This is a genomic window from Kitasatospora sp. NPDC057512 (genome assembly GCF_042802135.1).
Taxonomy (GTDB): Bacteria; Actinomycetota; Actinomycetes; order Streptomycetales; family Streptomycetaceae; genus Kitasatospora.
In genome coordinates, this window is the sequence record NZ_JBHVET010000062.1 from 1 (window position 1) to 19629 (window position 19629).

General features: G+C 74.5%; 20 protein-coding genes. 15 read left to right on the top strand and 5 right to left on the bottom strand.

From position 1 onward, the window contains the following. The first annotated feature begins 207 nt into the window (after positions 1-207). The 4 genes from ACFU6K_RS07100 (at position 208) to ACFU6K_RS07115 (ending at position 3921) form a co-directional block, all read left to right on the top strand. Entirely contained in the window at positions 208-645 is a 438-nt protein-coding gene (locus tag ACFU6K_RS07100; protein WP_380661364.1) for a hypothetical protein, read from the top strand. A 310-nt stretch (positions 646-955) separates the two neighbouring features. Next, positions 956-2053: an LLM class flavin-dependent oxidoreductase gene (locus ACFU6K_RS07105; RefSeq protein WP_380661366.1), complete on the top strand. Its 1098-nt coding sequence runs from the start codon at positions 956-958 to the stop codon at positions 2051-2053. A 110-nt stretch (positions 2054-2163) separates the two neighbouring features. Continuing rightward, positions 2164-2757 carry a hypothetical protein gene (locus ACFU6K_RS07110; RefSeq protein WP_380661367.1) on the top strand — a complete coding sequence of 198 codons (594 nt, stop codon included), beginning with the start codon at positions 2164-2166 and terminating at the stop codon, positions 2755-2757. Positions 2758-2853: 96 nt separating this feature from the next. Then, a complete protein-coding gene (locus ACFU6K_RS07115; RefSeq protein WP_380661368.1) occupies positions 2854-3921 on the top strand; it encodes a cobalamin-independent methionine synthase II family protein in 1068 nt (355 codons plus the stop codon). A 98-nt stretch (positions 3922-4019) separates the two neighbouring features. On the opposite strand, the gene cobC is transcribed toward ACFU6K_RS07115, so the two are convergent. Continuing rightward, on the bottom strand, positions 4020-5066 hold the full coding sequence (gene cobC / locus ACFU6K_RS07120; RefSeq protein ID WP_380661369.1) for an Rv2231c family pyridoxal phosphate-dependent protein CobC: 1047 nt from the start codon (positions 5064-5066) through the stop codon (positions 4020-4022). Positions 5067-5115: 49 nt separating this feature from the next. After that, positions 5116-5613, bottom strand: a complete 498-nt coding sequence (locus tag ACFU6K_RS07125) for a cobalamin biosynthesis protein (protein WP_380661370.1) — start codon at positions 5611-5613, stop codon at positions 5116-5118. A 212-nt stretch (positions 5614-5825) separates the two neighbouring features. Here ACFU6K_RS07125 and ACFU6K_RS07130 point away from each other — a divergent pair, with 212 nt between their 5' ends. The 5 genes from ACFU6K_RS07130 to ACFU6K_RS07150 all read left to right on the top strand — a co-directional run bounded on the left by ACFU6K_RS07130 (position 5826) and on the right by ACFU6K_RS07150 (position 11929). Beyond that, positions 5826-6785, top strand: a complete 960-nt coding sequence (locus ACFU6K_RS07130) for an alkaline phosphatase family protein (protein WP_380661372.1) — start codon at positions 5826-5828, stop codon at positions 6783-6785. A 5-nt stretch (positions 6786-6790) separates the two neighbouring features. Further along, entirely contained in the window at positions 6791-8263 is a 1473-nt protein-coding gene (locus ACFU6K_RS07135) for an MFS transporter (protein WP_380661373.1), read from the top strand. Then, complete coding sequence (locus tag ACFU6K_RS07140; protein WP_380661374.1) at positions 8260-9291, top strand: TolB family protein; 1032 nt, start codon at positions 8260-8262, stop codon at positions 9289-9291. The genes ACFU6K_RS07135 and ACFU6K_RS07140 overlap by 4 nt, the downstream gene beginning before the upstream one ends. 122 nt (positions 9292-9413) lie before the next feature. Beyond that, positions 9414-10244, top strand: a complete 831-nt coding sequence (locus ACFU6K_RS07145) for a hypothetical protein (protein WP_380661375.1) — start codon at positions 9414-9416, stop codon at positions 10242-10244. Between the two features lie 179 nt (positions 10245-10423). Continuing rightward, positions 10424-11929 (top strand): ISL3 family transposase, encoded by a 1506-nt coding sequence (locus tag ACFU6K_RS07150; protein WP_380661386.1) that lies wholly within the window; start codon positions 10424-10426, stop codon positions 11927-11929. Positions 11930-12020: 91 nt separating this feature from the next. Here ACFU6K_RS07150 and ACFU6K_RS07155 read toward each other — a convergent pair whose 3' ends face one another. Beyond that, positions 12021-12974 (bottom strand): EamA family transporter, encoded by a 954-nt coding sequence (locus tag ACFU6K_RS07155; RefSeq protein ID WP_380661376.1) that lies wholly within the window; start codon positions 12972-12974, stop codon positions 12021-12023. Between the two features lie 152 nt (positions 12975-13126). Here ACFU6K_RS07155 and ACFU6K_RS07160 point away from each other — a divergent pair, with 152 nt between their 5' ends. Then, positions 13127-13636 (top strand): MarR family winged helix-turn-helix transcriptional regulator, encoded by a 510-nt coding sequence (locus ACFU6K_RS07160; protein WP_380661377.1) that lies wholly within the window; start codon positions 13127-13129, stop codon positions 13634-13636. 108 nt (positions 13637-13744) lie between these two features. After that, entirely contained in the window at positions 13745-14197 is a 453-nt protein-coding gene (locus ACFU6K_RS07165) for a hypothetical protein (RefSeq protein WP_380661378.1), read from the top strand. Between the two features lie 99 nt (positions 14198-14296). Here ACFU6K_RS07165 and ACFU6K_RS07170 read toward each other — a convergent pair whose 3' ends face one another. Continuing rightward, entirely contained in the window at positions 14297-14962 is a 666-nt protein-coding gene (locus ACFU6K_RS07170; RefSeq protein WP_380661379.1) for a class I SAM-dependent methyltransferase, read from the bottom strand. A 94-nt stretch (positions 14963-15056) separates the two neighbouring features. Between ACFU6K_RS07170 and ACFU6K_RS07175 the strand changes: the two genes are divergently transcribed. Further along, complete coding sequence (locus ACFU6K_RS07175; RefSeq protein ID WP_380661380.1) at positions 15057-15518, top strand: prevent-host-death family protein; 462 nt, start codon at positions 15057-15059, stop codon at positions 15516-15518. Then, a complete protein-coding gene (locus tag ACFU6K_RS07180; RefSeq protein WP_380661382.1) occupies positions 15515-15796 on the top strand; it encodes a hypothetical protein in 282 nt (93 codons plus the stop codon). The genes ACFU6K_RS07175 and ACFU6K_RS07180 overlap by 4 nt, the downstream gene beginning before the upstream one ends. Positions 15797-15917: 121 nt before the next feature. Here ACFU6K_RS07180 and ACFU6K_RS07185 read toward each other — a convergent pair whose 3' ends face one another. Continuing rightward, positions 15918-17099 (bottom strand): FAD-dependent monooxygenase, encoded by a 1182-nt coding sequence (locus ACFU6K_RS07185; protein ID WP_380661383.1) that lies wholly within the window; start codon positions 17097-17099, stop codon positions 15918-15920. A 141-nt stretch (positions 17100-17240) separates the two neighbouring features. Here ACFU6K_RS07185 and ACFU6K_RS07190 point away from each other — a divergent pair, with 141 nt between their 5' ends. Together ACFU6K_RS07190 and ACFU6K_RS07195 are read left to right on the top strand one after the other, a co-directional pair. Next, a complete protein-coding gene (locus tag ACFU6K_RS07190; protein ID WP_380661384.1) occupies positions 17241-17828 on the top strand; it encodes a TetR/AcrR family transcriptional regulator in 588 nt (195 codons plus the stop codon). A gap of 89 nt (positions 17829-17917) precedes the next feature. Further along, complete coding sequence (locus tag ACFU6K_RS07195; protein ID WP_380661385.1) at positions 17918-19615, top strand: serine/threonine-protein kinase; 1698 nt, start codon at positions 17918-17920, stop codon at positions 19613-19615. The last annotated feature ends 14 nt before the right edge of the window (positions 19616-19629 follow it).

Here is a 19629-nt window from a genome sequence, read left to right on the forward strand (position 1 = left end):
CTCCCGAGACGGGAGGGGGCCCGCGGGCGTCCCGTCGTTCCCCGGCCTCTGCGGGGTCGGCCGGATCCGGTCGGGATCGCGGTGAACTCGGTTGGCCGCCGCGCCCGTTGCTACCGGTGAGGGCCCGCCGGACGGGCGCCGGGCGGGCTCCGCCACGGACGTCCCGGCCGGTCGACGGGTCCCGTACCCGACGAGTCAGGAGCAGTTGTGAACAAGATCAAGGCCGCCGTCGCGGTCGCCGCCGCCCTCGCCGGCATCGGCCTGGCCGCCGCCCCCGCCTCGGCTGCCATCACCAGCCCCGCGCACTGCGGCAGCACGATCTTCGGCGGCGACTTCCTGTGCGGCGGGGACTACGGCGTCGGCGGCCAGGCCTTCCACACCTTCCAGGACGGCACCCAGCAGGTCTTCGTGGTCGGCACCGACCACGCCATGTGGACGCGCTGGACGATCGGCAACAGCAGCAACCTGAGCGCCTGGACCAGGATGGGCGGCAGCCTGGTCAGTCGGATCACCATCGTCAGCTCCAACCAGTCCGGCGCCCTCACCCCCTCGGCGCGCGGCGCCGACGGCTACCAGCAGTACATCGACCGGAACTCGGGCGGCGGTTGGAGCGGCTGGTACACCTACGGGGTGCCGAAGGGCTGACCGGCGGGCGTCGGCGCTCCATGCGGTGCGCCGGTGCTCCGGCCGGGGCGTCGTGGTCGCGCCCCGGCTGGGTCCTGATCGGGCCGCGTCCTGATCGAGGTGGGTCCTGATCGGGCCGCGTCCTGATCGGAGTGGGTCTTGATCGGGGTGGGTCGGTCCCGGAGAATCGGGCCATGACTGCTCCGGGCCGCCCCCTCCTCGTGCGCCGTCTGCACGTGGACCTGGGGCGGGTGTGGGCGGACGGGTGTCGCGGTCGGCGGGTTCCGACAACCGACCGCAGGCAGTACCGGCCCCAGGAGTGTGTCCGTCCATGGCTCTCACCTTCCACTGGTTCCTCCCCACCAACGGCGACAGCCGGCTGATCGTCGGCGGCGGGCACGGCTCCACGCCCGGCACGGCCGGCTCGGACCGGCCGCCGAGCGTCGGCTACCTCGGCCAGATCGCCCGCAGCGCCGAGCAGTTGGGCTTCGAAGGGGTGCTGACGCCGACCGGGGCCTGGTGCGAGGACGCCTGGCTGACCACCGCGATGCTCAGCCAGGTGACCGAGCGGCTGAAGTACCTGGTGGCGTTCCGGCCCGGGCAGATCAGCCCGACACTGGCCGCGCAGATGGCCGCGACCTACCAGCGGCAGTCCGGCGGACGGCTGCTGCTCAACGTGGTGACCGGCGGGGAGTCCGCCGAGCAGCGCGCCTACGGGGACTTCCTGGACAAGGACGCCCGGTACGCGCGGACCGGGGAGTTCCTGGACATCACCCGACGGCTCTGGGCGGGGGAGACGGTCGACCACCACGGACCGCACCTGCGGGTCGAGGGGGCGCGGCTGAACCGGCTGCCGGACCCGGTCCCGGCGGTGTACTTCGGCGGGTCCTCCCCGGCCGCCGGCGACGTCGCCGCCGAGCACGCGGACGTCTACCTGACCTGGGGCGAACCGCCCGCCCAGGTCCGGGAGAAGATCCGCTGGATCCGCGACCTGGCCGCCGCCCGGGGCCGGACCGTCCGGTTCGGCATCCGGCTGCACGTGATCACCCGGGACACCGCCGCGCAGGCCTGGGCGGAGACCGAACGGCTGCTCGCCGCGATGGACCCGGACCGGGTGCGGGAGACCCAGCGGGCCCTCGCCGCGAGCGAGTCGGAGGGGCAGCGGCGGATGCTCGCGCTGCACGGCGGCTCGGCGCAGCGGCTGGAGGTGTACCCCGGACTGTGGGCCGGTATCGGGCTGCTGCGCGGCGGCGCCGGAACGGCGCTGGTGGGCAGCCACCGGGAGGTCGCGGACCTGATCTGCGAGTACCACGGGCTGGGCGTCGACGAGTTCGTGCTGAGCGGGATGCCGCACCTGGAGGAGGCGTACTGGTTCGGCGAGGGCGTGCTCCCGCTGCTCGCCGCCCGCAACCTGTGGTCCCGCCCGTAGGGCGCCCGGCGCCGTGGTCCCGACCGTAGGACCCGGCGTAGGCCTTACGGTCGGGGCCCCGGCCCGCAAACCGCTGGTCAAGCGCCCCCGCCGGACCGAGAATTCATGGCATGACCCAGCAGCCCCTGCTCCTCCTCGACGTGGACGGACCGCTCAACCCCTACGCCGCGCCGAAGCGGAGGCCCGAGGGCTACGCCACCCACCGGCTGCGCCCCTCCTGGTGGGTGGCGAAGCAGGAGCACCTGGCGGCGGTCCAGGCCCGGCAGGCGACCCGCGCCAGGCACGCCAAACCCCCCGCCGTCCGGGTCAAGCCGCTGCGGGTCTGGCTCAACCCCTCGCACGGCGCGGAACTGCTGGCACTGCCGTACGAACTGGTGTGGGCCACCGGATGGATGGGCGAGGCGAACACCCACATAGGCCCGCACCTGGGCCTGCCCGAACTCCCGTACATCAGCTGGTCCGACCTGTTCGGCGAGGAGCGGGACGGGCTGCACTGGAAGACCAGGGACGTGGTCGCCTGGGCCGCCGGGCGCCCGTTCGTCTGGGTGGACGACGAACTCGGCCCGCAGGACGAGGAGTGGATCGCCGCCCACCACCCCGGCCCGGCGCTCGCCCTGCACGTCAACCCCCGACTCGGCCTGCTCGCCGACGACTTCGCCACGCTACGGGATTGGGCGGAGGGGTGTGCTGTTCCAGGGGCGTGAATGGAGAAGGGTAGGGCGTACGAGGTGGGAATGGTCGAGCGGAGTGCGCCGTGCGCCCCGTTGTGCTCGGGGCGCCGCCCTTTCTACCGTCCCGTCATGACCATTCTCACGGAGCCCATCGGCAGCATCCCCCGGCCGAGCACCCTGCTGAACGCCCTGACCGAACACGCCGAGGGGCGGCTGTCCGACGCCGACCTGAAGAAGCTGCAGGACGAGGCCACCGCAGACACCCTGGCCAGGCTGGCGGAGCTCGGCTGCCCCGTCCTGGTGGACGGCGAGCAGGCGAAGCCGAGCTTCGTCACGTACCCCCTCGCCGGGCTGACCTCCCTCGCCGGGGACGGCGCCGTCATCCCCTTCGCCGACGGACACACCCGGCAGCTGCCGCGGCTGACCGCCGGACCCTTCCGGTACCGGGTCCGTGCCGAGACCTATCTGCGCGACGCCCTGCGGCACACCTCGCAGCCCGTCAAGCAGGCCGTCATCGCACCCTCCGCGCTCAGCCTGCTCTACCCCGCCGACGGCATCGACGGGTACTCGCGCGAGACCTTCCTGAAGGACCTGGCCGACGAGGCCGAGGCCGACATTCGCGGCTGCCTGGACGCGGGCGCCCACGTCGTCCAACTCGACTTCACCGAGGCCCGGTTGTCGCTCAAGCTGGACCCGTCGGGCAGTCTGCTGGACGACTTCGTGGCCCTCAACAACCAGGTGCTCGACCGGTTCACCGAGGAGGAGCGGGCCCGCCTCGGCGTGCACACCTGCCCGGGCGGGGACCAGGACTCCACCCACAGCCTGGACGTCGACTACGCCGAGCTGCTGCCGAAGCTCTTCCGGCTCAGGGTCGGCAACTTCTACGTGCAGCTGGCGAGCGAGGCCGACCCCGACCGCGTGCTCGCCGTCATCGCGGATCAACTCCGCCCCGGAATCCGGGTGTTCGTCGGAGTGACCGACCCGATCGATCCCAGGGTGGAGACCCCGGAGGAGGTGCGCGACCGGGTGCTGGCCGCAGCCCGGCACATCCCGGTCGACCAGCTCGGCACGACCGACGACTGCGGATTCTCACCGTTCGCAGACGACGCCTCCACCTCGCGGGACACCGCCTTCGCCAAGATCGCGGCCCGCGTGCAGGGCACCGCCCTGGCGGGGGAGGCGCTCGGGCTCCAGTAGCGCTCGCTGGGTCGGCCTGGGGTGTGCTGTTGTGCGTCCACCCGTCCGGCCTGATGGGCGGTCGGACGGCGGCCGGGGGTGGGCTGGTGTTGCGCCGGTCAGGCCGAACCGAGCACGGTCTCAAGGGCGTTGAGGAACCGGTCGGTGGTCGCCTCGTCCCGGACGGCGATCCGCAGCCACTCCTCGCCCAACCCCGGGAAGGTGTCCCCGCGCCGGACGGCGAAGCCGTGCTCGCGCAGCCGCCGCCGGACCGCCGCCGCGTCCGGAAGCCGTACCAGGACGAAGGAGGCGGCCGGTTCGCCGTACAGCCGCACCGACGGGAAGGCGGCCAGGCCCTTCACCAAGTGCTCGCGCCAGAGCGCCAGGTCGGCCGCCGCCAGCTCCGCCTCGGCGAGCGCCGCCGGGCCGCTGCACGCCTCGGCGGCGGCCAGTGCCGGGGTGGAGACCGGCCAGAGCGGCTGGGCGGCGCCGAGGTCGGCGATCAGCGGTGCCGGCCCGAGCACGTAGCCGATCCGCAGTCCGGCCAGCCCCCAGGTCTTGGTGAGGCTGCGGAGCACGACGACCCGGCCGGGCAGGTCCCGGGCGGAGGCGAGGGACTCCCGCTCGCCCGGGACGGTGTCCATGAACGCCTCGTCCACCACCAGGGTGCGCCCCGGTCGGGCCAGCGCGGCGACGGCCTCGGCGGGGTGCAGCACGGAGGTCGGATTGGTCGGGTTGCCGAGGACGACCAGGTCCGCCTCCTCCGGTACGGCGCCCAGCCGGAAGCCGTTCCCGGGGGAGAGCAGCACCCGGTGCACCCGGTGTCCGGCGTCCCGCAGGGCCGCCTCCGGTTCGGTGAACTGGGGGTGCACCACGACGATGTGACGAGGCGTCAGGACGCGTGCCAGCAGGACGAACGCCTCCGCCGCCCCCGAGGTGAGCAGCACCTCTTCGACCGGGCGGGCGTGCCGGGCGGCCACGGCGGCGCGCGCGGCGCTCTGGTCGGGGTAGGCGGCGAGGTCGCCGAGGGTGGCCGCGAGGTGCTCGCGCAGCCAGGTCGGGGGAGTGCCGGTGCGGACGTTGACGGCGAGGTCGACCAGGCCGAGCCCGTCGGCGCGCACCTCGGCGTCGCCGTGGTGGCGCAGGTCGGGTTCGGGGGCGGTCACGCGGGGTCTCCTCGCTGGGTGGTGCGGCTGGTCCGGGTGGTTCGGGCGGTCAGGGCCGATGGTGGGCGCGGTGCGGCTCGTACGGGCCGGGCGGTACGGCGGGTCGCGGGTCGTCGCCGAGGGCGAGTAGCGCGTGTCGTCCGTGCACCGCCGCTCGGGCGATCGCGACCGTGGCCCGCGCCGACTTCCGCTTGGCGACCAGGAGCCGGCCCCCCGGTGCGCTCGCGAGCGCCGCCGCCTCGGCCACGCTCGCGGTGCCGACGGCCGTGCCGACGGCGGCGGAGGGGTTCGGTACCGGGACGCCCGCGAGCGCCTCGGGCGGGTGCTCGTCCACCGGTACGCCGGCGAGGTGGTCGGCCGCCCAGCGCACCGCCGGGTGGTCCGCCTTGCCCGTCACGGTGGCCAGCCGGGCCACCTCGGCGCGGTCCAGCCCGGCCTCCCGGAGGGTGTCCGTCAGCAGCCGCAGCACCTCGGTCCGTTCGGCGCCGCTGCTCGCGCCGACCCCGACGACCAGGGTGCGGGGGACGACGGCGACCAGTCCGCTCACGTACCGCACCCTTTCGTCCCAAGCCCCGGTGATCCCACCACGCCCGGGCGGAACGGGTCAATCGCGGCGGGTGTGACGTCCGACGCCGGCGGTCCGCCCGGGCGCGGCAGCTGTTCGCCTGTTCTTCACCTGTCTTGTGCGGTACACGTCACCGCGGCACTCCTACTGTTCTCGGCGCTCCCGCCAGGAAGCCCCGACACCCGGAGGACACCATGGCCTTCGCACGACCGCGCACCCCCGGTTCCGCCGCCGCCTCCCGCCCGCGCCCCGGCCGTCGGCCGCGCCCGCTCCGCCCGCTGCGTCCGGTCACCGCGCTGGCCGCCGGCCTCGGCCTGGTGGCCGGCTCGCTCGGCCTCTGGGCCGTCGGCGGCAGTGCGGCCGCCGACACCGCCGCGGGCACCGCCGGCCTGCCCGCGCCCGACCACGTGGTCGTCGTCGTCCTGGAGAACCACGCCTACTCCCAGGTGATCGGCAGCTCCAAGGCCCCGTACATCAACACCACCCTGGTGGCCGGCGGCGCGACGCTGACCCAGTCCTACGCGCTCACCCACCCCAGCCAGCCCAACTACTACATGCTGTTCTCCGGCGGCTCCCAGGGCATCGTGGACGACGGCTGCGTGGACGTCGGAGCCCTGCAGCAACCCAACCTCGCGTCCGAGCTGATCGGCTCCGGCCAGACCTGGGCCAGCTACAACGAGGGCCTGCCCGGCCCGGGCGCCACCGACTGCAGCAGCGGCGGCTACGCCCAGAAGCACAACCCGTGGTTCGGCTTCGGCAACGTGCCCACCTCCAGCGCGTACGGCATGGACGCGTTCCCGAGCGACTACGGCACCCTGCCGAAGGTCTCCTTCGTCGTTCCGGACCTCTGCGACGACATGCACGACTGCTCCGTCGGCACCGGCGACTCCTGGCTCCAGGCCAACCTCGACGGGTACGCGCAGTGGGCGAAGAGCCACAACAGCCTGCTCCTGCTCACCTTCGACGAGGACAACAAGCTGTCCGGCAACCGCATCCCGACCCTGGTCTACGGCGCCCACGTCGCCCCCGGCAGCAGCACCGCCACCACGTACAACCACTACGACGTGCTGCACACCCTGGAGGACCTGGCCGGGGTCAACGCCCACGCGGGCAACTCGGCCGGCGCCGCCGACATCACCGGAATCTGGAACTGACGCCCGTGTACGTCGCGGACTCCCGCAGCTCGAAGGCCCCCGCGGCCCCGACCGCCGCCGCCCCGACCGCCGTTGAGGCCCCCGCCGGGGCGGCGACCGGGGCGGCGACCGGGCCGGCCACCGGTCGGGCGCGGCGGGGCGCCGTGCCGGGGGCGGTCCTCGCCCTCGGCACGGTCAGCCTGGTCACCGACATCTCCTCCGAGATGGTCACCGCCGTCCTCCCGCTCTACCTGCTCACCGGCCTCGGCCTCTCCCCGCTCGGATTCGGCCTGCTCGACGGCATCCAGAACGGCTTCAGCGCGCTGGTCCGGCTGGTCGGCGGCCACCTCTCGGACCGCCGCGGCCGCGACGGCGCCGCCCGCCACAAGGCCGTCGCGGCCGTCGGGTACGGGCTGTCCGCGCTGTGCCGGCCGCTGCTGCTGCTCGTCCACACCGTGCCGCTGATCGGCGCCGTGATCGCCGTCGACCGCACCGGCAAGGGCCTGCGCACCGCGCCCCGGGACGCGATGATCTCGCTCGCCACCGAACCCGCCCACCGGGGCCGGGCGTTCGGGGTGCACCGCGCGATGGACACGGCCGGGGCGCTGCTCGGCCCGCTCACCGCCTTCCTGGTGCTGCGGCTGGCCGGCGGCCCGCTGCTCGCCGACGGCGGCGAACGGCACGGCTACGACGCGGTGTTCACGGTCAGCTCGTGCGTGGCGGCGCTCGGCGTGCTGATCCTGCTGCTGTTCGTGCCGAACCGGCAGCAGGGCGACGACGCGTCGGCGTCCGCCCCCTCGCTGCGCGCCGGCCTCACCCTGCTGCGGCTGCCGGGGCTGCGCCGGCTGACGCTCTGCGCCGTCCTGCTCGGCCTCACCACCGTCAGCGACTCCTTCCTCTACCTGCTGGTCCAGCGCCGGCTGGACCTGCCCGTAGGCCTGTTCCCGCTGCTGCCGCTGGGCACCGCCGCGGCCTTCCTGATGCTCGCCGTCCCGCTCGGCGCGCTCGCCGACCGGATCGGCCGCCACCGGCTCTTCCTCGCCGGGCACGGGGTGCTGCTGCTCGCGTACGGGCTGCTGCTCTCGCCGCTGCGCGGGCTGCCGGCGGTGCTCTGCGTGCTGGCGCTGCACGGCACCTTCTACGCGGCCACCGACGGCGTGCTCGCCGCGGCGGCCGCCGACGCCGTGCCCGCCGAGCAGCGCGGCGCCGGGCTCGCCCTGGTCGGCACCGGGCAGGCGCTCGCCCGGTTCGCCTGCTCGCTGCTGTTCGGCGCGCTGTGGGGCGTGGTCGGCGGCCCGGCGGCGCTGGGCTGGTCGGCGGGGTCGCTGGCGCTGTGCGTGCTCGGCGCGGCGGCGGTGCTGCGCCGGTCCGAACCCTCCGCCGCGGCGCTGCCGCACCCGTCCGAGCCCGTCGCCGTGGAGACCGGGTCCGAGCCCGTCGCCGTGGAGAGCGGGTCCGAACCCGTCACCGTGAAGCCCCCGGAGGAGAAGACCCGATGAACCTGCGGAACCGGACCAGGGTGATCATCCTGCTGGTCGCCGTCGTGCTGCTCGGTGCGGTCGGCACCGGGGCCGTCCTCTACGCCGCCGACCGCACCGCCCGCCGGGACCAGGCCCAGCCCGGCGGGCCGTCCGTCGCAACCGGCCCGGTGTCACTACAGGTGCAGTCCGGCGGACGACAGCTGTTGTTCCGCAACATGGCCTGGGGCCCGCACCGGGACGAGATCACCACCGTCGCCGCCGACCACCCGGACGGCCCGCGCACCGCCTCCGGCGTCCAGTGCCTGCGCTTCCACGCCGCCGCCGGCACCGGCATCTGCCTCCAGGCCCAGCACGGCGCGCTGGAGGACACCTACCGCGCCGTCGTCCTGGACGGCCACCTGCGCGAGCTCCGCTCGTTCCCGGCGGCCGGCATCCCCACCCGCTCCCGGGTCTCGCCGTCCGGACACCTCGCCGCCTGGACGGTCTTCGTCAGCGGCGACTCGTACGCGGGCAGCGACTTCTCCACCCGCACCTCGATCGTGGACGTCCGGGACTGGAACCTGCGGGAGAACCTGGAGGACTTCGCGGTCGTCCTGGACGGCCGCCCGTACCAGGCGCACGACGTCAACATCTGGGGCGTCACCTTCGCCGACGACACCACCTTCTACGCCACCCTCGCCAGCGCCGGGCAGACCCACCTCGTCCGCGGCGACCTCTCCGCCCGCACCCTCACCGCCCTGCACGACAACGTCGAGTGCCCCTCGCTCTCCCCGGACGGCACCCGCGTCGCGTACAAGAAGCGCGTCCCCGGCCTGCCCGCCGACGCCCCGTGGCGGCTGTACGTGCTGGACCTCGCCACCATGACCGAGACCGCCACCGCCGAGCAGCGCAACATCGACGACCAGGCGCTCTGGTCCGGCGACGGCACCCTGGTCTACGCCCTGCCCGGCGACTACGGCGCCGACCTGTGGACCGTCCCGGCGGACGGCTCGGGCCGCGCGGAGCCCGTCACCAAGGCCGCGGTCGCCCCCGCCTACCTGGGCTGAGGAACTCTCGGCTACCGTCCCACGTCGAGCAGAGTGTGACGTCCCGATCAGGCGACTCGAACAAATGTCCTGATCAGACGTCCTGATCGAGCGTTCTGACCGAACGGGGGAGCAAGACAACCGTGGACGGCATCCCACCCGAGCGCACGGTGACCGATTCGTGGCCCGCCCTGCACGGCCGCCCGGTCCTGCGGCGCACCGTCGCCGTCGGGCTGGTGCTGTGCGTGTCCGTCGCCGCCGCCCTCGTGGTGCGCGGCGTCAACGCGCTCACCGCCGGCGGCACCGGCCGCGAGACCGACCGGGACCGCGCCGAACGCCTGGCCGGGCTCCACCCCTCCCAGCACCCCGGCGTCGGCCGCTTCTACGTCCCGGTCGGCGCCGTCTACACCCACACCTCCGACGGCGCCCCGGTCGCCTACCTGCACTACCGCCTCGGCGGCGGCAGGGCCCCCGGCCTCGGCGACTTCCTCAGCGCCTACGACCTCCCCGCGCCCGGCCCGGTCGCCCCGCTGCCCGCCGACCTGCTCGCCGCCCTCGGCGGCGACGAGCCGTCCGAGGCCCCGGAACTCCCCGACTCCCCGCCGCCACCCGTCGTGACCCCGTCCCCCTCGGCCACCTCCGCCACCCCCACCCCCACCCCCGCCGAGAGCCCGTCCCCGGAGGCCACCCCCGCGCCGGAGTCCGGCGACCCCGCTGCCGACCCCGCCGACCCCGCGGACCCCTCCGCCGCCCCGGCCCCCGTAGTCGCCCCCGCCCCGGACCCCGTCCCGGACGAGCCCGCCGCCCCGGACGAGCCCACCCCCGACGACCCCGCCCCCAGCCACACCTGGACCCCCACCCCGAGCCCCACCGCCGTCCCCACCCACGCCCCCACGGCCCGCCGCATCTACGTCGCCACCATCTCCGGCGGCCTCCCCGGCGCCGCCGACATCTACATCCGCGCCACCGGCTGACCCCCGCCGGGCCCCGCTCACCCACCGCTGCGCGCCGGCCTCCGGACACGCCCGCGCCCCGCCGAGGGGGCTCGGCGGGGGAGTATCAGAATTTCGGCTCTGTTCCGTAGTCGGTGGTGACGTCAGGTGACGGAGATCGTTGACGTTACGTGCGAGATGTCAACTCCCTTGTGGCAAATGTGTTTTCAGGTCTTTCGGCGCTGGTCATCGATGATGTGGCGGACGACGGCGAGGTGATCCGGATCATCGCCCGAACCCGGGATGTTCCGGCGCCCTGCCCGATGTGCGGGGTGCCGACGGGGAAGGTGCACGGGTATCACGTTCGGACGGTGGCGGATGTGCCGGTGGACGGCCGGCAGGTCGTAGCCCGCGTGCAGGTACGGCGCCTGGTCTGCCCGGCCCTGGGATGCCGGCGACAGACCTTCCGCGAGCAAGTCCCCGGGCTGATCGAGCGTCTTCAACGCCGCACCACACGTCTGACCAGCCAGGTCTCAAGGGTGGTCAAGGAGTTATGCGGCCGGGCAGCCTCCCGTCTCACCCGGTTCCTGGCCACACCCGTCTCCTACGCGACCGCCCTGCGTCTACTGCGCCGCATCCCCACACCCATCGTGCCGATCCCGCGGGTAATCGGGGTCGACGACTTCGCCCTGCGCCGCCGCCAGCGCTACGCCACGGTCGTCATCAACGCCGAGACCGGCCAGCGCATCGATGTGCTGCCCGACCGCGAGGCCGCCACCTTGGAGGCCTGGCTGCGCGAGCATCCCGGCGCCGAAGTGGTGTGCCGGGACGGCTCGGCCACCTACGCCGAGGCGATCCGCCGCGCAATGCCGCACGCGGTGCAGGTCAGCGATCGCTGGCATCTGTTCCGGAACCTGTGCGACAAAGTCCTGGCCGAGGTCCGCGCCCACGCGACGTGCTGGGCGACCGTCAACCCGCCCCGTCCCGGCGGGGTGCGCGAGCAGACCACCCGCGAACGCTGGCACAAGATCCACGCCCTCCTCCATCAAGGCGTCGGCCTGATGGACTGCTCCCGCCGCCTCGGCCTGGCACTGAACACGGTCAAGCGCTACGCGCGCATCCCCGAACCGGCTGCCGAGCGGATCGCACCCCAGTACCGGCCCACCCTGGTCGACTCCTACCGCGATCACCTGCGCACCAGGCGCACGGCCGAGCCCGCCGTACCCGTCCTGCAGCTGTTCCGGGAGATCAAGGAGCAGGGTTACACCGGCAGCCTCAACCTGCTCCACCGCTACCTCAACCAGGGCCGCGCCGAAGGCGACCGCCCCGTCACCACCCCGCGCCGCACCGCCCGGCTCCTACTCACCCACCCCGGCCGCCTGCGCACCAAGGAGACCGCGCTCCGAGACCTCGTCACCGCCGCCTGCCACGAGATGACAGAGCTCGCAGGCCTCGTCCGCGGCTTCGCCGAACTGCTGACGCCAGCCGCGGGCAACGACGCCAAGCTCACCGAATGGATCACCCGGGTCCGCACCGCCGACCTGCCCCACCTGCAGAGCTTCTGCAACGGCCTTGAACTCGACCGCGCCGCCGTGGACGCCGGCCTCACCCTGCCCCACCACAACGGCCGCATCGAAGGCGTGAACACCCGCACGAAGAAGATCATGCGCCAGATGTACGGCCGGGCCAGCTTCAACCTCCTCCGCCACCGCATCCTCCTCCCATAACAACGAGGACGCAGCGTCACCACCGACTACGGAACAGAGCCGAAATCCTGATAGTCCCCTCGGCGGGGCGCGGGCGTTCGGGAGGGGCTGGTCAGCGGGCGGTGGCCGGTTCGGGGCGGGGGGCGGGGGTCTCGGCTGTGGCCGCGACCGTGGCCGCGGAGGGGGCGGCGGCCGGGGTGCGGCGGGCGGGGGCCTGGCCGACGAGCATGGCGGCGAGGGCGAGGAGGAGGCCGAGGGCCTGCCAGGGGGTGAGGGTCTGGCCGAGGACGAGGAGGCCGCCGAGGGTGGCGACGACCGGGTTGATCAGGCCGAGGAAGGAGGCCGGGCCGGCGCCGAGGTGCTCGATGCCGCGGAACCAGAGGGAGTAGGCGAGCGCGGTGCCGAACAGGCCGAGGTAGGCGAAGCCGGCCAGGTTGGCGGCGCTCAGGGCGGGCGGCGCACCCTCGACCAGGGCGGCGAGCGGGACGAGGAAGACCGAGCCGGCCAGGAGCTGCCAGCCGGTGAGGTCGAGCAGGGTGGCGCCCTCGGGGCGGCCCCAGCGGCGGGTGAGGACGGTTCCCATGGCCATCAGTGAGATCCCGGCGACCATCGAGGCGATGCCGACGCCGTCCAGCCGGGCGCCGCTCTTGAGTACCAGCAGGGCCACTCCGCCGACCCCGACCAGTCCGGCGATCACCGCCCGCCGTCCGGGCCGCACCCGCAGCACGCCGATCGAGAACCCGGCGACGAGCAGCGGCTGGATCGCCCCGATGGTGGCGGCGACGCCGCCGGGCAGCCGGTAGGCGCCGACGAACATCAGCGGGAAGAACAGCCCGATGTTGAGCATGCCGAGCACGGCCGCGCGCCCCCACCAGCGCCCCTTGGGAAGTCGGCGGCCGATCAGCAGCAGGAGCAGCCCGGCCGGGAGCGCGCGGAGCGCGGCGAGCAGCAGCGGGCGGCCGTCGGGCAGCAGCTGGGTGGTGACGAGGTAGGTGGTGCCCCACGCGGCCGGCGCGAGTGCGGCGGTGGCGGCGATCCCCGCGCGCTTGCGGTCCATGACGGCCATGACGTCCCCCTGAACGTTGATTATCTGAACGTTGAGATATTTCTACGCCCGGGATCCGCGAACGTCAAGTATGTGAATGTTAAGATATCTACGTTGGGTAGGCAGAGGGCAGTGGACGGCTACGGACAGACGGCTCCGAAAGGGCGGCAGGCATGCAGCAGCGCGACACCGTGGACGACATCGTCGAGCAGTGGGCCAGGGCCCGCCCCGAGCTGGACGCCGGGCCGATGGCCCTGATCGGCCGGCTGCGACGGCTCAACGTCCGGGTCGACAACGCCCTGCGCGAGTACTTCACCGCCTGCGGCCTGGACTCCTCCGAGTTCGACGTGCTGGCCACCCTGCGCCGCTCAGGCGAGCCGTACGAGCTCAACGCCCGCGCGCTGCTCAAGTCCGCGATGGTCACCTCCGGGGCCATCACCAACCGGGTCGACCGGCTGTCCGCCAAGGGACTGGTCGAGCGCAACCCCTGCCCGACCGACCGCCGGGCCGTCCTGGTCCGCCTCACCCCGGCCGGCAAGGAGCTGATCGACGGGGCACTGGCCGGTCACGTCCGCAACGAGGAACGCATCCTCTCGGCCCTCGACGCGGACGAACGCACCCGGCTGGACGCCCTGCTGCGCAAGCTCCTCATCGCGCACGGGGACACCGAGCCGCTCCTCTGAACCGGGGCCGGTGCCTCCGGGGGAGGGTGGGAGCGGGTGCGGGCGGCGTGTCCAGTGGCGCCCCGGCCGCGTTATCCCCTGCGGAAGCCCACCGGAGGAGAGGCCCCGATGAAAGAGAAGACCCCCAGGGACATCGCCGTCGGCGACCAGCTGCGGGCCGCCGGCGCCGAGGGCGCCCAGTGGCTGACCGCCTCCGGGTGGGGGCCGCCGGTCAAGGTGCCGCTGCAGGAGGCGGCGAAGTGGCAGCAGGAGACCCGCGCCCGGATGCTGGCGTCGCAGCGGGACGAGTCCTGCACGTGGTGCGAACACCTGCTGCACGGCGGGCCGCAGCCCGTCGTCGTGCACGCGGAGCACCCGACCCACCTGATCTGCCGCGCCTGCTCGATCGCCGCCCGCCCCCGCCGCGTCTGCCTGGACTGCGGGAAACCCGCCTCCTCCACGTCCCCGGCCGACGGGCGCGAGGACGTCTTCATGGGCGCGGTGGCGATCTACACCCGGCTGCGCTGCGCCGCCTGCCACCGGTCCGACCCGCTCACCGGTACCTTCGGCCAGCCCGTCTGACCGGGCCGTCCGATCGGACCGTCTGGCCGGGACGTCTGACCGGGCCGCCCGACCGGGACGTCCGATCGGGCTGTCTGGCTGGGACGCCCGGCAGGCCGCTCAACGGCGCGCGACCAGCGCGTACCGCTCGTCGTCCACCGGCCCGCCCCACAGCTCGGCCTCCCCGCCGAGCGGCTCGATCCGCAGCTCGGAGACCAACGGCCGTACGGCCTCCGCGAGTTCCTCCGCCCGGACCCCGCCTCCCCACGGCAGCCGCCCCGCCCCGGCCGGGTACGGCGAGGTGGCGGCCCGACCGGTCTCCCGCCAGCGGCCCTCGACCAGGACCAGCCGGCCGCCGGGCCGCAGCAGCCGCACCCAGGCGCGCAGCGCCCGCTCGGGCTCGGGGAGCGTCCAGACCAGGTGCCGCGACAGCAGGACGTCGAAGCTCTCGTCCCCGAGCGGCGGCGCGCCCGCGTCGCCCACCAGGAAGCGCGCCGTCAGCCCCGCCGCGACCAGCTTCGCCCTGGCCCGCCCGACCATCCGCGGCGCCAGGTCCACACCCGTCACCCGGTGCCCGTCCGCCGCGAGCAGCAGCGACAGCGACCCGGTGCCGCACCCGACGTCCAGCACGTCCGCCGCGCCGCCGCCCGGCATCCACCCCCGCACCCGCCGCACCCACGCCGCCCGCACCGGCTCCGCCCGCAACCCGTGGTCGGGCTCCTCGTCGAAGGCCGCGGCGGCCGCGTCCCAGTATTCGGCAATGGCCCGACGGCCGGAGTCACCCATGGCACGCATCATCGCAACCGCCACCGACACGGGCCGGTCGACGGTGGTGTCATTCCGATTGACTTCGGAATGTATTCCGAACTATCGTCGGACCATGTCGACCCTCACCGTGTCGTTCTCCGAGCTGTCGAAGAACTCCAAGCGTGTCGCGGACACCGTGGAGCGGGCCCAGCGCGTGCACGTCACGCGACGGGACGGCGAGGACCTCTACCTCACCACCGAGCGCCACGACCGCCAGCGCGAGGAGACCGCGGACGTCACCGCGCGCCTGTTCACCGCGCTGATCGGCAGCGACGAGGGTGCGCGGGCCGTGCTGCTGGCCCTTCCCGCGGTCTTCCCCTGGGTCAGGCACCTGTCGGCCGAGGAGGTCCGCGAGTTCGTCGTCGACCTCGTCGACGTGACGCGTGACGTCGTCGAGCTGGACGTGCACGCCGGCCTGCACCGGGTGATAGCCGAGTGGCGCGCCACCGCCAGAGTCCTCGCGGATCCGGAACTGGCGGCCGAGCTCACCGGCCCCCTCCCCGGCGACGACCACGGCGAGGTGGTCGAGCCGTGAGCCCCAAGCGCGGCGACGACGTCCCGCCGCCGCCCGTCGGTGGCGAATGGCGCCTCCGGTTCGGCGCGAGCGAGGCCGCCAAGGGCTGGAGCGACCTGTGCGCCGAAGCGTCCGGCAATGCCCGCCGCTGCTTCGAGGCGCTCCGGGCGAATCCGCTCTCGGCGAGGGACCCCGATCGGCAGCACCGGCTCCGGGGGCGCCTGGCGACCCGGGTCTTCGGCGGGGTCGAGCTGCCGCAGTGGGAGTACGAGGTGACCGCGGGCGGCCGGGTGCGGTAGCTGGTGGACGAGGCGGCGCGCACCGTCCACTTCGGCTACGCCTCGCCCCGGCACCCCAAGGACACCGACACGTAGCCGGCCTTGGCTCCGGCGGCTGCGGGTGCCCTCGTCCCGGTTCGCCTCACCCCACTTCGCCCAGGGCCGGCGGCTGCCAGCCGAAGGTCGCGGCCGAGCGGCTCAGCAGGGTGCGGGCGGGGAGGAGGCCGGTGAGGGTGAGGGCCGTGTCGCGTAGGAGGGTGGCGGCGGGGGAGCGGAGGGCGACGAGGTCGCCGATGCGGCGGGAGGCGGCGACGACGGCGGTGGTGCGGGGGAGTCGGGCGGCGGTGTAGGCGGGCAGGGCGGCGGCTGGGTCGGCGGCGGGGCCGAGCAGGGAGGCGAGGACGACGGCGTCCTCGATGGCCTGGCAGGCGCCCTGGCCCTGGAAGGGGCACATCGCGTGGGCGGCGTCGCCGAGGAGGGCGACCCGGCCGTGGTGGTGGGCGGGCAGCGGGTCGGCGAGGTCCCAGACGTCGTGGCGCAGGACGCGTTCGGGTTCGGCCAGGGCGAACAGCTGCGGTACGGGGGCGCACCAGTCGCCGAACCGGCGCAGGAGTTCGGCCCGCTCGTCCCCGTCGGCGGCCCGCTCGCCGGCCGGGGCGAGGGCGGCGCCGTAGACGTAGACCCGGCCGTCGGCGAGCGGGACGACTCCGGCGAGTCGGCCGCGGCCCCACACCTCGCCGACGGCGGCTGGGCGCCGGTCGGGGGTGACGAGGGAGCGCCAGGTGGTGAAGCCGCTGTAGCGGGGGCCGGGGTGCCGGGGGAAGAGCAGGGCCCGGGTCGCGGAGCGGATGCCGTCGGCGGCGACGACCAGGTCGGCCGTCTCCTCCCCGTCGGCGGTGCGCAGGACGGCGGGTTCGGTGGTGCTGCCGGGGGTGACGAGGGTGGCGGGCGAGCCGGTGCGGACGGTGTCCTCCGGGAGCGCGTCGACCAGGGCGGCGATGACGTCGGCGCGGGCGACGGCGGCGATGGTGTCGCCGAAGCAGGCCTCGAAGGCCGAGGTGTCGAGGCGGGCGAGCCAGCGGCCGGAGGGGTGGCGCAGGCCGACGGCGGGGTGCGGCGTGGCGAGGGCGCGCAGGCGCCCGCCGACGCCGAGCCGGTCGAGGGAGCGCAGGGCGTTGGGGGCGAGGGCGAGCCCGGCGCCGACGGGTTCGAGGGATTCGGCGCGCTCGTGGACGCGTACGGGGATGCCCTGCCGGTGGAGGGCGAGGGCGGCGGTGAGGCCGCCGATGCCGCCGCCGATGACGATCGCCTGGTGCAGGCCCATGAGGGGGCTCCTCTTCTCGCACGATCCGGGCACTACAGGCGTAGTGCCCGATGCCTGGCACGCTACTACATGTGTAGTGAGTCGTAAACTATGGCTGTAGTGAGTTGGGGGAGCCCGAGTGGAAGGGCCATGATCGGACCCATGACACCCCCGCGCCCGACCCTGATCGCCGACGCCGCCATCGACCTGATCGCCGACGCCGGCCTGCGCGGGCTCACCCACCGCGCCGTGGACGACGCGTCCGGCCTGCCCGCCGGCTCGACCTCCAACCTCGCCCGGACCAGGGCCGCCCTGCTGGAGCTCGTGCTCGCCCGGATCGTCGAGCGGGAGACCGCCGACTTCCCGGTCCTCGCCGAGGGCGAACTGCCGCAGGCCGCCGTCCCGCCGCGAGAACTGCTGGCCGAGGTCGGCGCCGAGGTGCTCTTCCAGGCGCTCACGGAGGGCCGCCGGCTCACCCTGGCCCGCCTGGAACTCGCCCTGGAGGCCACCCGCAGGCCCGAACTGCGCACCCTCTACGACCGCCTGGGCGCGCGCTTCGCCCAGCGCGCCGCCGAGCTGCTCGCCGCCTCCGGCTCGGGCGACCCCACGGGGGATGCCCGCCGGCTGCTCCGCTGGTGCGACGGCGTGCTGTTCAACGCCACGGCCGGCAGCGGGCACTGGCACGTGCCGATGCCGGAGGAGCTGCGCGAGGAGATCGACCGCTACCTCGCCGTGCTGCTCGACCGGTAAGGCCCGCCAGGACCCGATGGGGCCCGGTAGGGCCAGGGCCCGGTGGCGCCCGCCTATACTCCCTCTGCCCGATCAGGCAGGGGGAGGACATGCTGAACACGCTCGAGGTCGCGGTACTGGTGGTGGTCGGGGTGGCGCTGCTGGTGCGGTTGGCGACGCTGCCGGTGCTGGTGCGCGCCCAAGCGGCAACGCGCCGCCGGGCGTTGGCGGCCGCCGGCGCGGACCCGGCCGGAGGCGCGCGGGGCGGCATCGGCGCGACGATCGGCGAACTGACGGTGGGTCTGCTGGCCGCCGTGGGGGTGCTGGCCCTCCTGCGCGTCTGGAGCAGCGTCCTCTTCGAGGCGCTGGGGCGGTCGTTCGACGTCTTCAACGCGCGCTACCTCACGATCGTCTCGCACCTGCCGCTCCATTCGGCGCGGACCTGGTACATCACCTCCTTCGTCGTCTGCCTGCTGCTCTGGCTGCTGCTCTGGTGCCTGACCCAGCGCAACCTGTGGACCGTCGGCATGCCGCCCCAGCTGTGGCGGGCCGGCCGGACCCGGGCCCAGGTCGCCGGCCTGGTCGCCCTCCGCGCGGTGCTCGCCGTGTTCCTCCTGCCGGTCGGGCTGATCCTCGCCGCGCTGGTGTTCCAGGCCGTCGCGGTGGTGGCGAGCCGCCGGGCCAAGCCGGTCGGCGCGGAGGCGGTGCGGGCCGAAGAGGCCCGAGCGGCCCAGGTCGCCCAAGTGGCCCAGGCGCTCCCGGTGTCGCCGAACCCGTACGCGCCCACCGCGCCGCCGCAGGCGCCGTACGCCCCGCCGCAGGTCCCGTACGTCCCCACGCAGTTCGCGCAGCCCGCCCCTCCGGTGCCGACTGCCCCGGCCGCCCCGCCGGTGCTGCCGAGGCCGCCCGTCGGCAGCCCTCTCGGCCATCACGAGCCCCGCACGATCGGCGGCTACCAGCTCCTCGGCCGGATCGGCTCCGGCGGCATGGGCACGGTCTACCTCGCCCAGCGCCAGGGCTCCGCCACCCAGGTCGCGCTCAAGACCATCAACCTCGAACTCCTCGACGACACCGACCTGTTGCGCCGCTTCCAGCGCGAGTGCGAGGTGCTGGCGATGGTCCCCGGCGCCTACACCGCCCGGGTGCTGGACGCGGGCGTGGACTCCGGACGCCCGTACCTGGCCATGGAGTTGCTGGACGGCCGCCCGCTGGACGTCCACCTGCGCGAGCAGGGACCGATCCGCTCCGCCGAGGCGCTGCGGGCCCTCGCGCTGGCACTGGCCGTGGCGCTGTCCGGGGTGCACCGGCTGGGGCTCGTCCACCGGGACCTCAAGCCCGCCAACATCATGCTGACCACGGCCGGCCCGCGCCTGCTGGACTTCGGCATCGCGGCGATCGTGGACGGCACCCGGCTGACCGCCACCGGCGGCGGGCCGGGCACCCTGACGTACATGGCGCCGGAGCAGTTCGGCGAGGAGCGGGTCGGTACGGCGGCCGACGTGTGGGCCTGGGCGTGCTGCGTGGTGTGCGCGGCGCACGGCGCCAGCCCGTTCGCGGCGACCAGCACGGGAGCGGTGATCCGCCGCATCGTGGAGACCGGGCCGGAACCCGCGGCGCTGGCGGCGGTCCAGGCCCTCGACCCGGCGCTCGCCGCCGTCGTCACCCGCGCGCTGGCCATGGCCCCCGAGCAGCGCCCGGCGGACGGTACGGCCCTGCTGGCGGCGCTGGCGGCGGCCCAGCCGACGGCGCCGGACCCGGCGGCCGTCCACGACCAGATCACCCGGGGCTGGCAGACCCTCGCGCTGTAGCGGCGGCACCGCTT

Excerpts from the sequence above, each read along its gene's own strand:
- ACFU6K_RS07175 (WP_380661380.1), top strand. The coding sequence starts at position 15,057 with ATGTCGACCCTCACCGTGTCGTTCTCCGAGCTGTCGAAGAACTCCAAG.
- ACFU6K_RS07160 (WP_380661377.1), top strand. The coding sequence starts at position 13,127 with ATGCAGCAGCGCGACACCGTGGACGACATCGTCGAGCAGTGGGCCAGG.
- ACFU6K_RS07190 (WP_380661384.1), top strand. The coding sequence starts at position 17,241 with ATGACACCCCCGCGCCCGACCCTGATCGCCGACGCCGCCATCGACCTG.
- ACFU6K_RS07165 (WP_380661378.1), top strand. The coding sequence starts at position 13,745 with ATGAAAGAGAAGACCCCCAGGGACATCGCCGTCGGCGACCAGCTGCGG.
- ACFU6K_RS07105 (WP_380661366.1), top strand. The coding sequence starts at position 956 with ATGGCTCTCACCTTCCACTGGTTCCTCCCCACCAACGGCGACAGCCGG.
- ACFU6K_RS07115 (WP_380661368.1), top strand. The coding sequence starts at position 2,854 with ATGACCATTCTCACGGAGCCCATCGGCAGCATCCCCCGGCCGAGCACC.
- ACFU6K_RS07195 (WP_380661385.1), top strand. The coding sequence starts at position 17,918 with ATGCTGAACACGCTCGAGGTCGCGGTACTGGTGGTGGTCGGGGTGGCG.
- ACFU6K_RS07140 (WP_380661374.1), top strand. The coding sequence starts at position 8,260 with ATGAACCTGCGGAACCGGACCAGGGTGATCATCCTGCTGGTCGCCGTC.
- ACFU6K_RS07185 (WP_380661383.1), bottom strand. The coding sequence starts at position 17,099 with ATGGGCCTGCACCAGGCGATCGTCATCGGCGGCGGCATCGGCGGCCTC.
- ACFU6K_RS07170 (WP_380661379.1), bottom strand. The coding sequence starts at position 14,962 with ATGGGTGACTCCGGCCGTCGGGCCATTGCCGAATACTGGGACGCGGCC.
- ACFU6K_RS07110 (WP_380661367.1), top strand. The coding sequence starts at position 2,164 with ATGACCCAGCAGCCCCTGCTCCTCCTCGACGTGGACGGACCGCTCAAC.
- ACFU6K_RS07130 (WP_380661372.1), top strand. The coding sequence starts at position 5,826 with ATGGCCTTCGCACGACCGCGCACCCCCGGTTCCGCCGCCGCCTCCCGC.
- ACFU6K_RS07155 (WP_380661376.1), bottom strand. The coding sequence starts at position 12,974 with ATGGCCGTCATGGACCGCAAGCGCGCGGGGATCGCCGCCACCGCCGCA.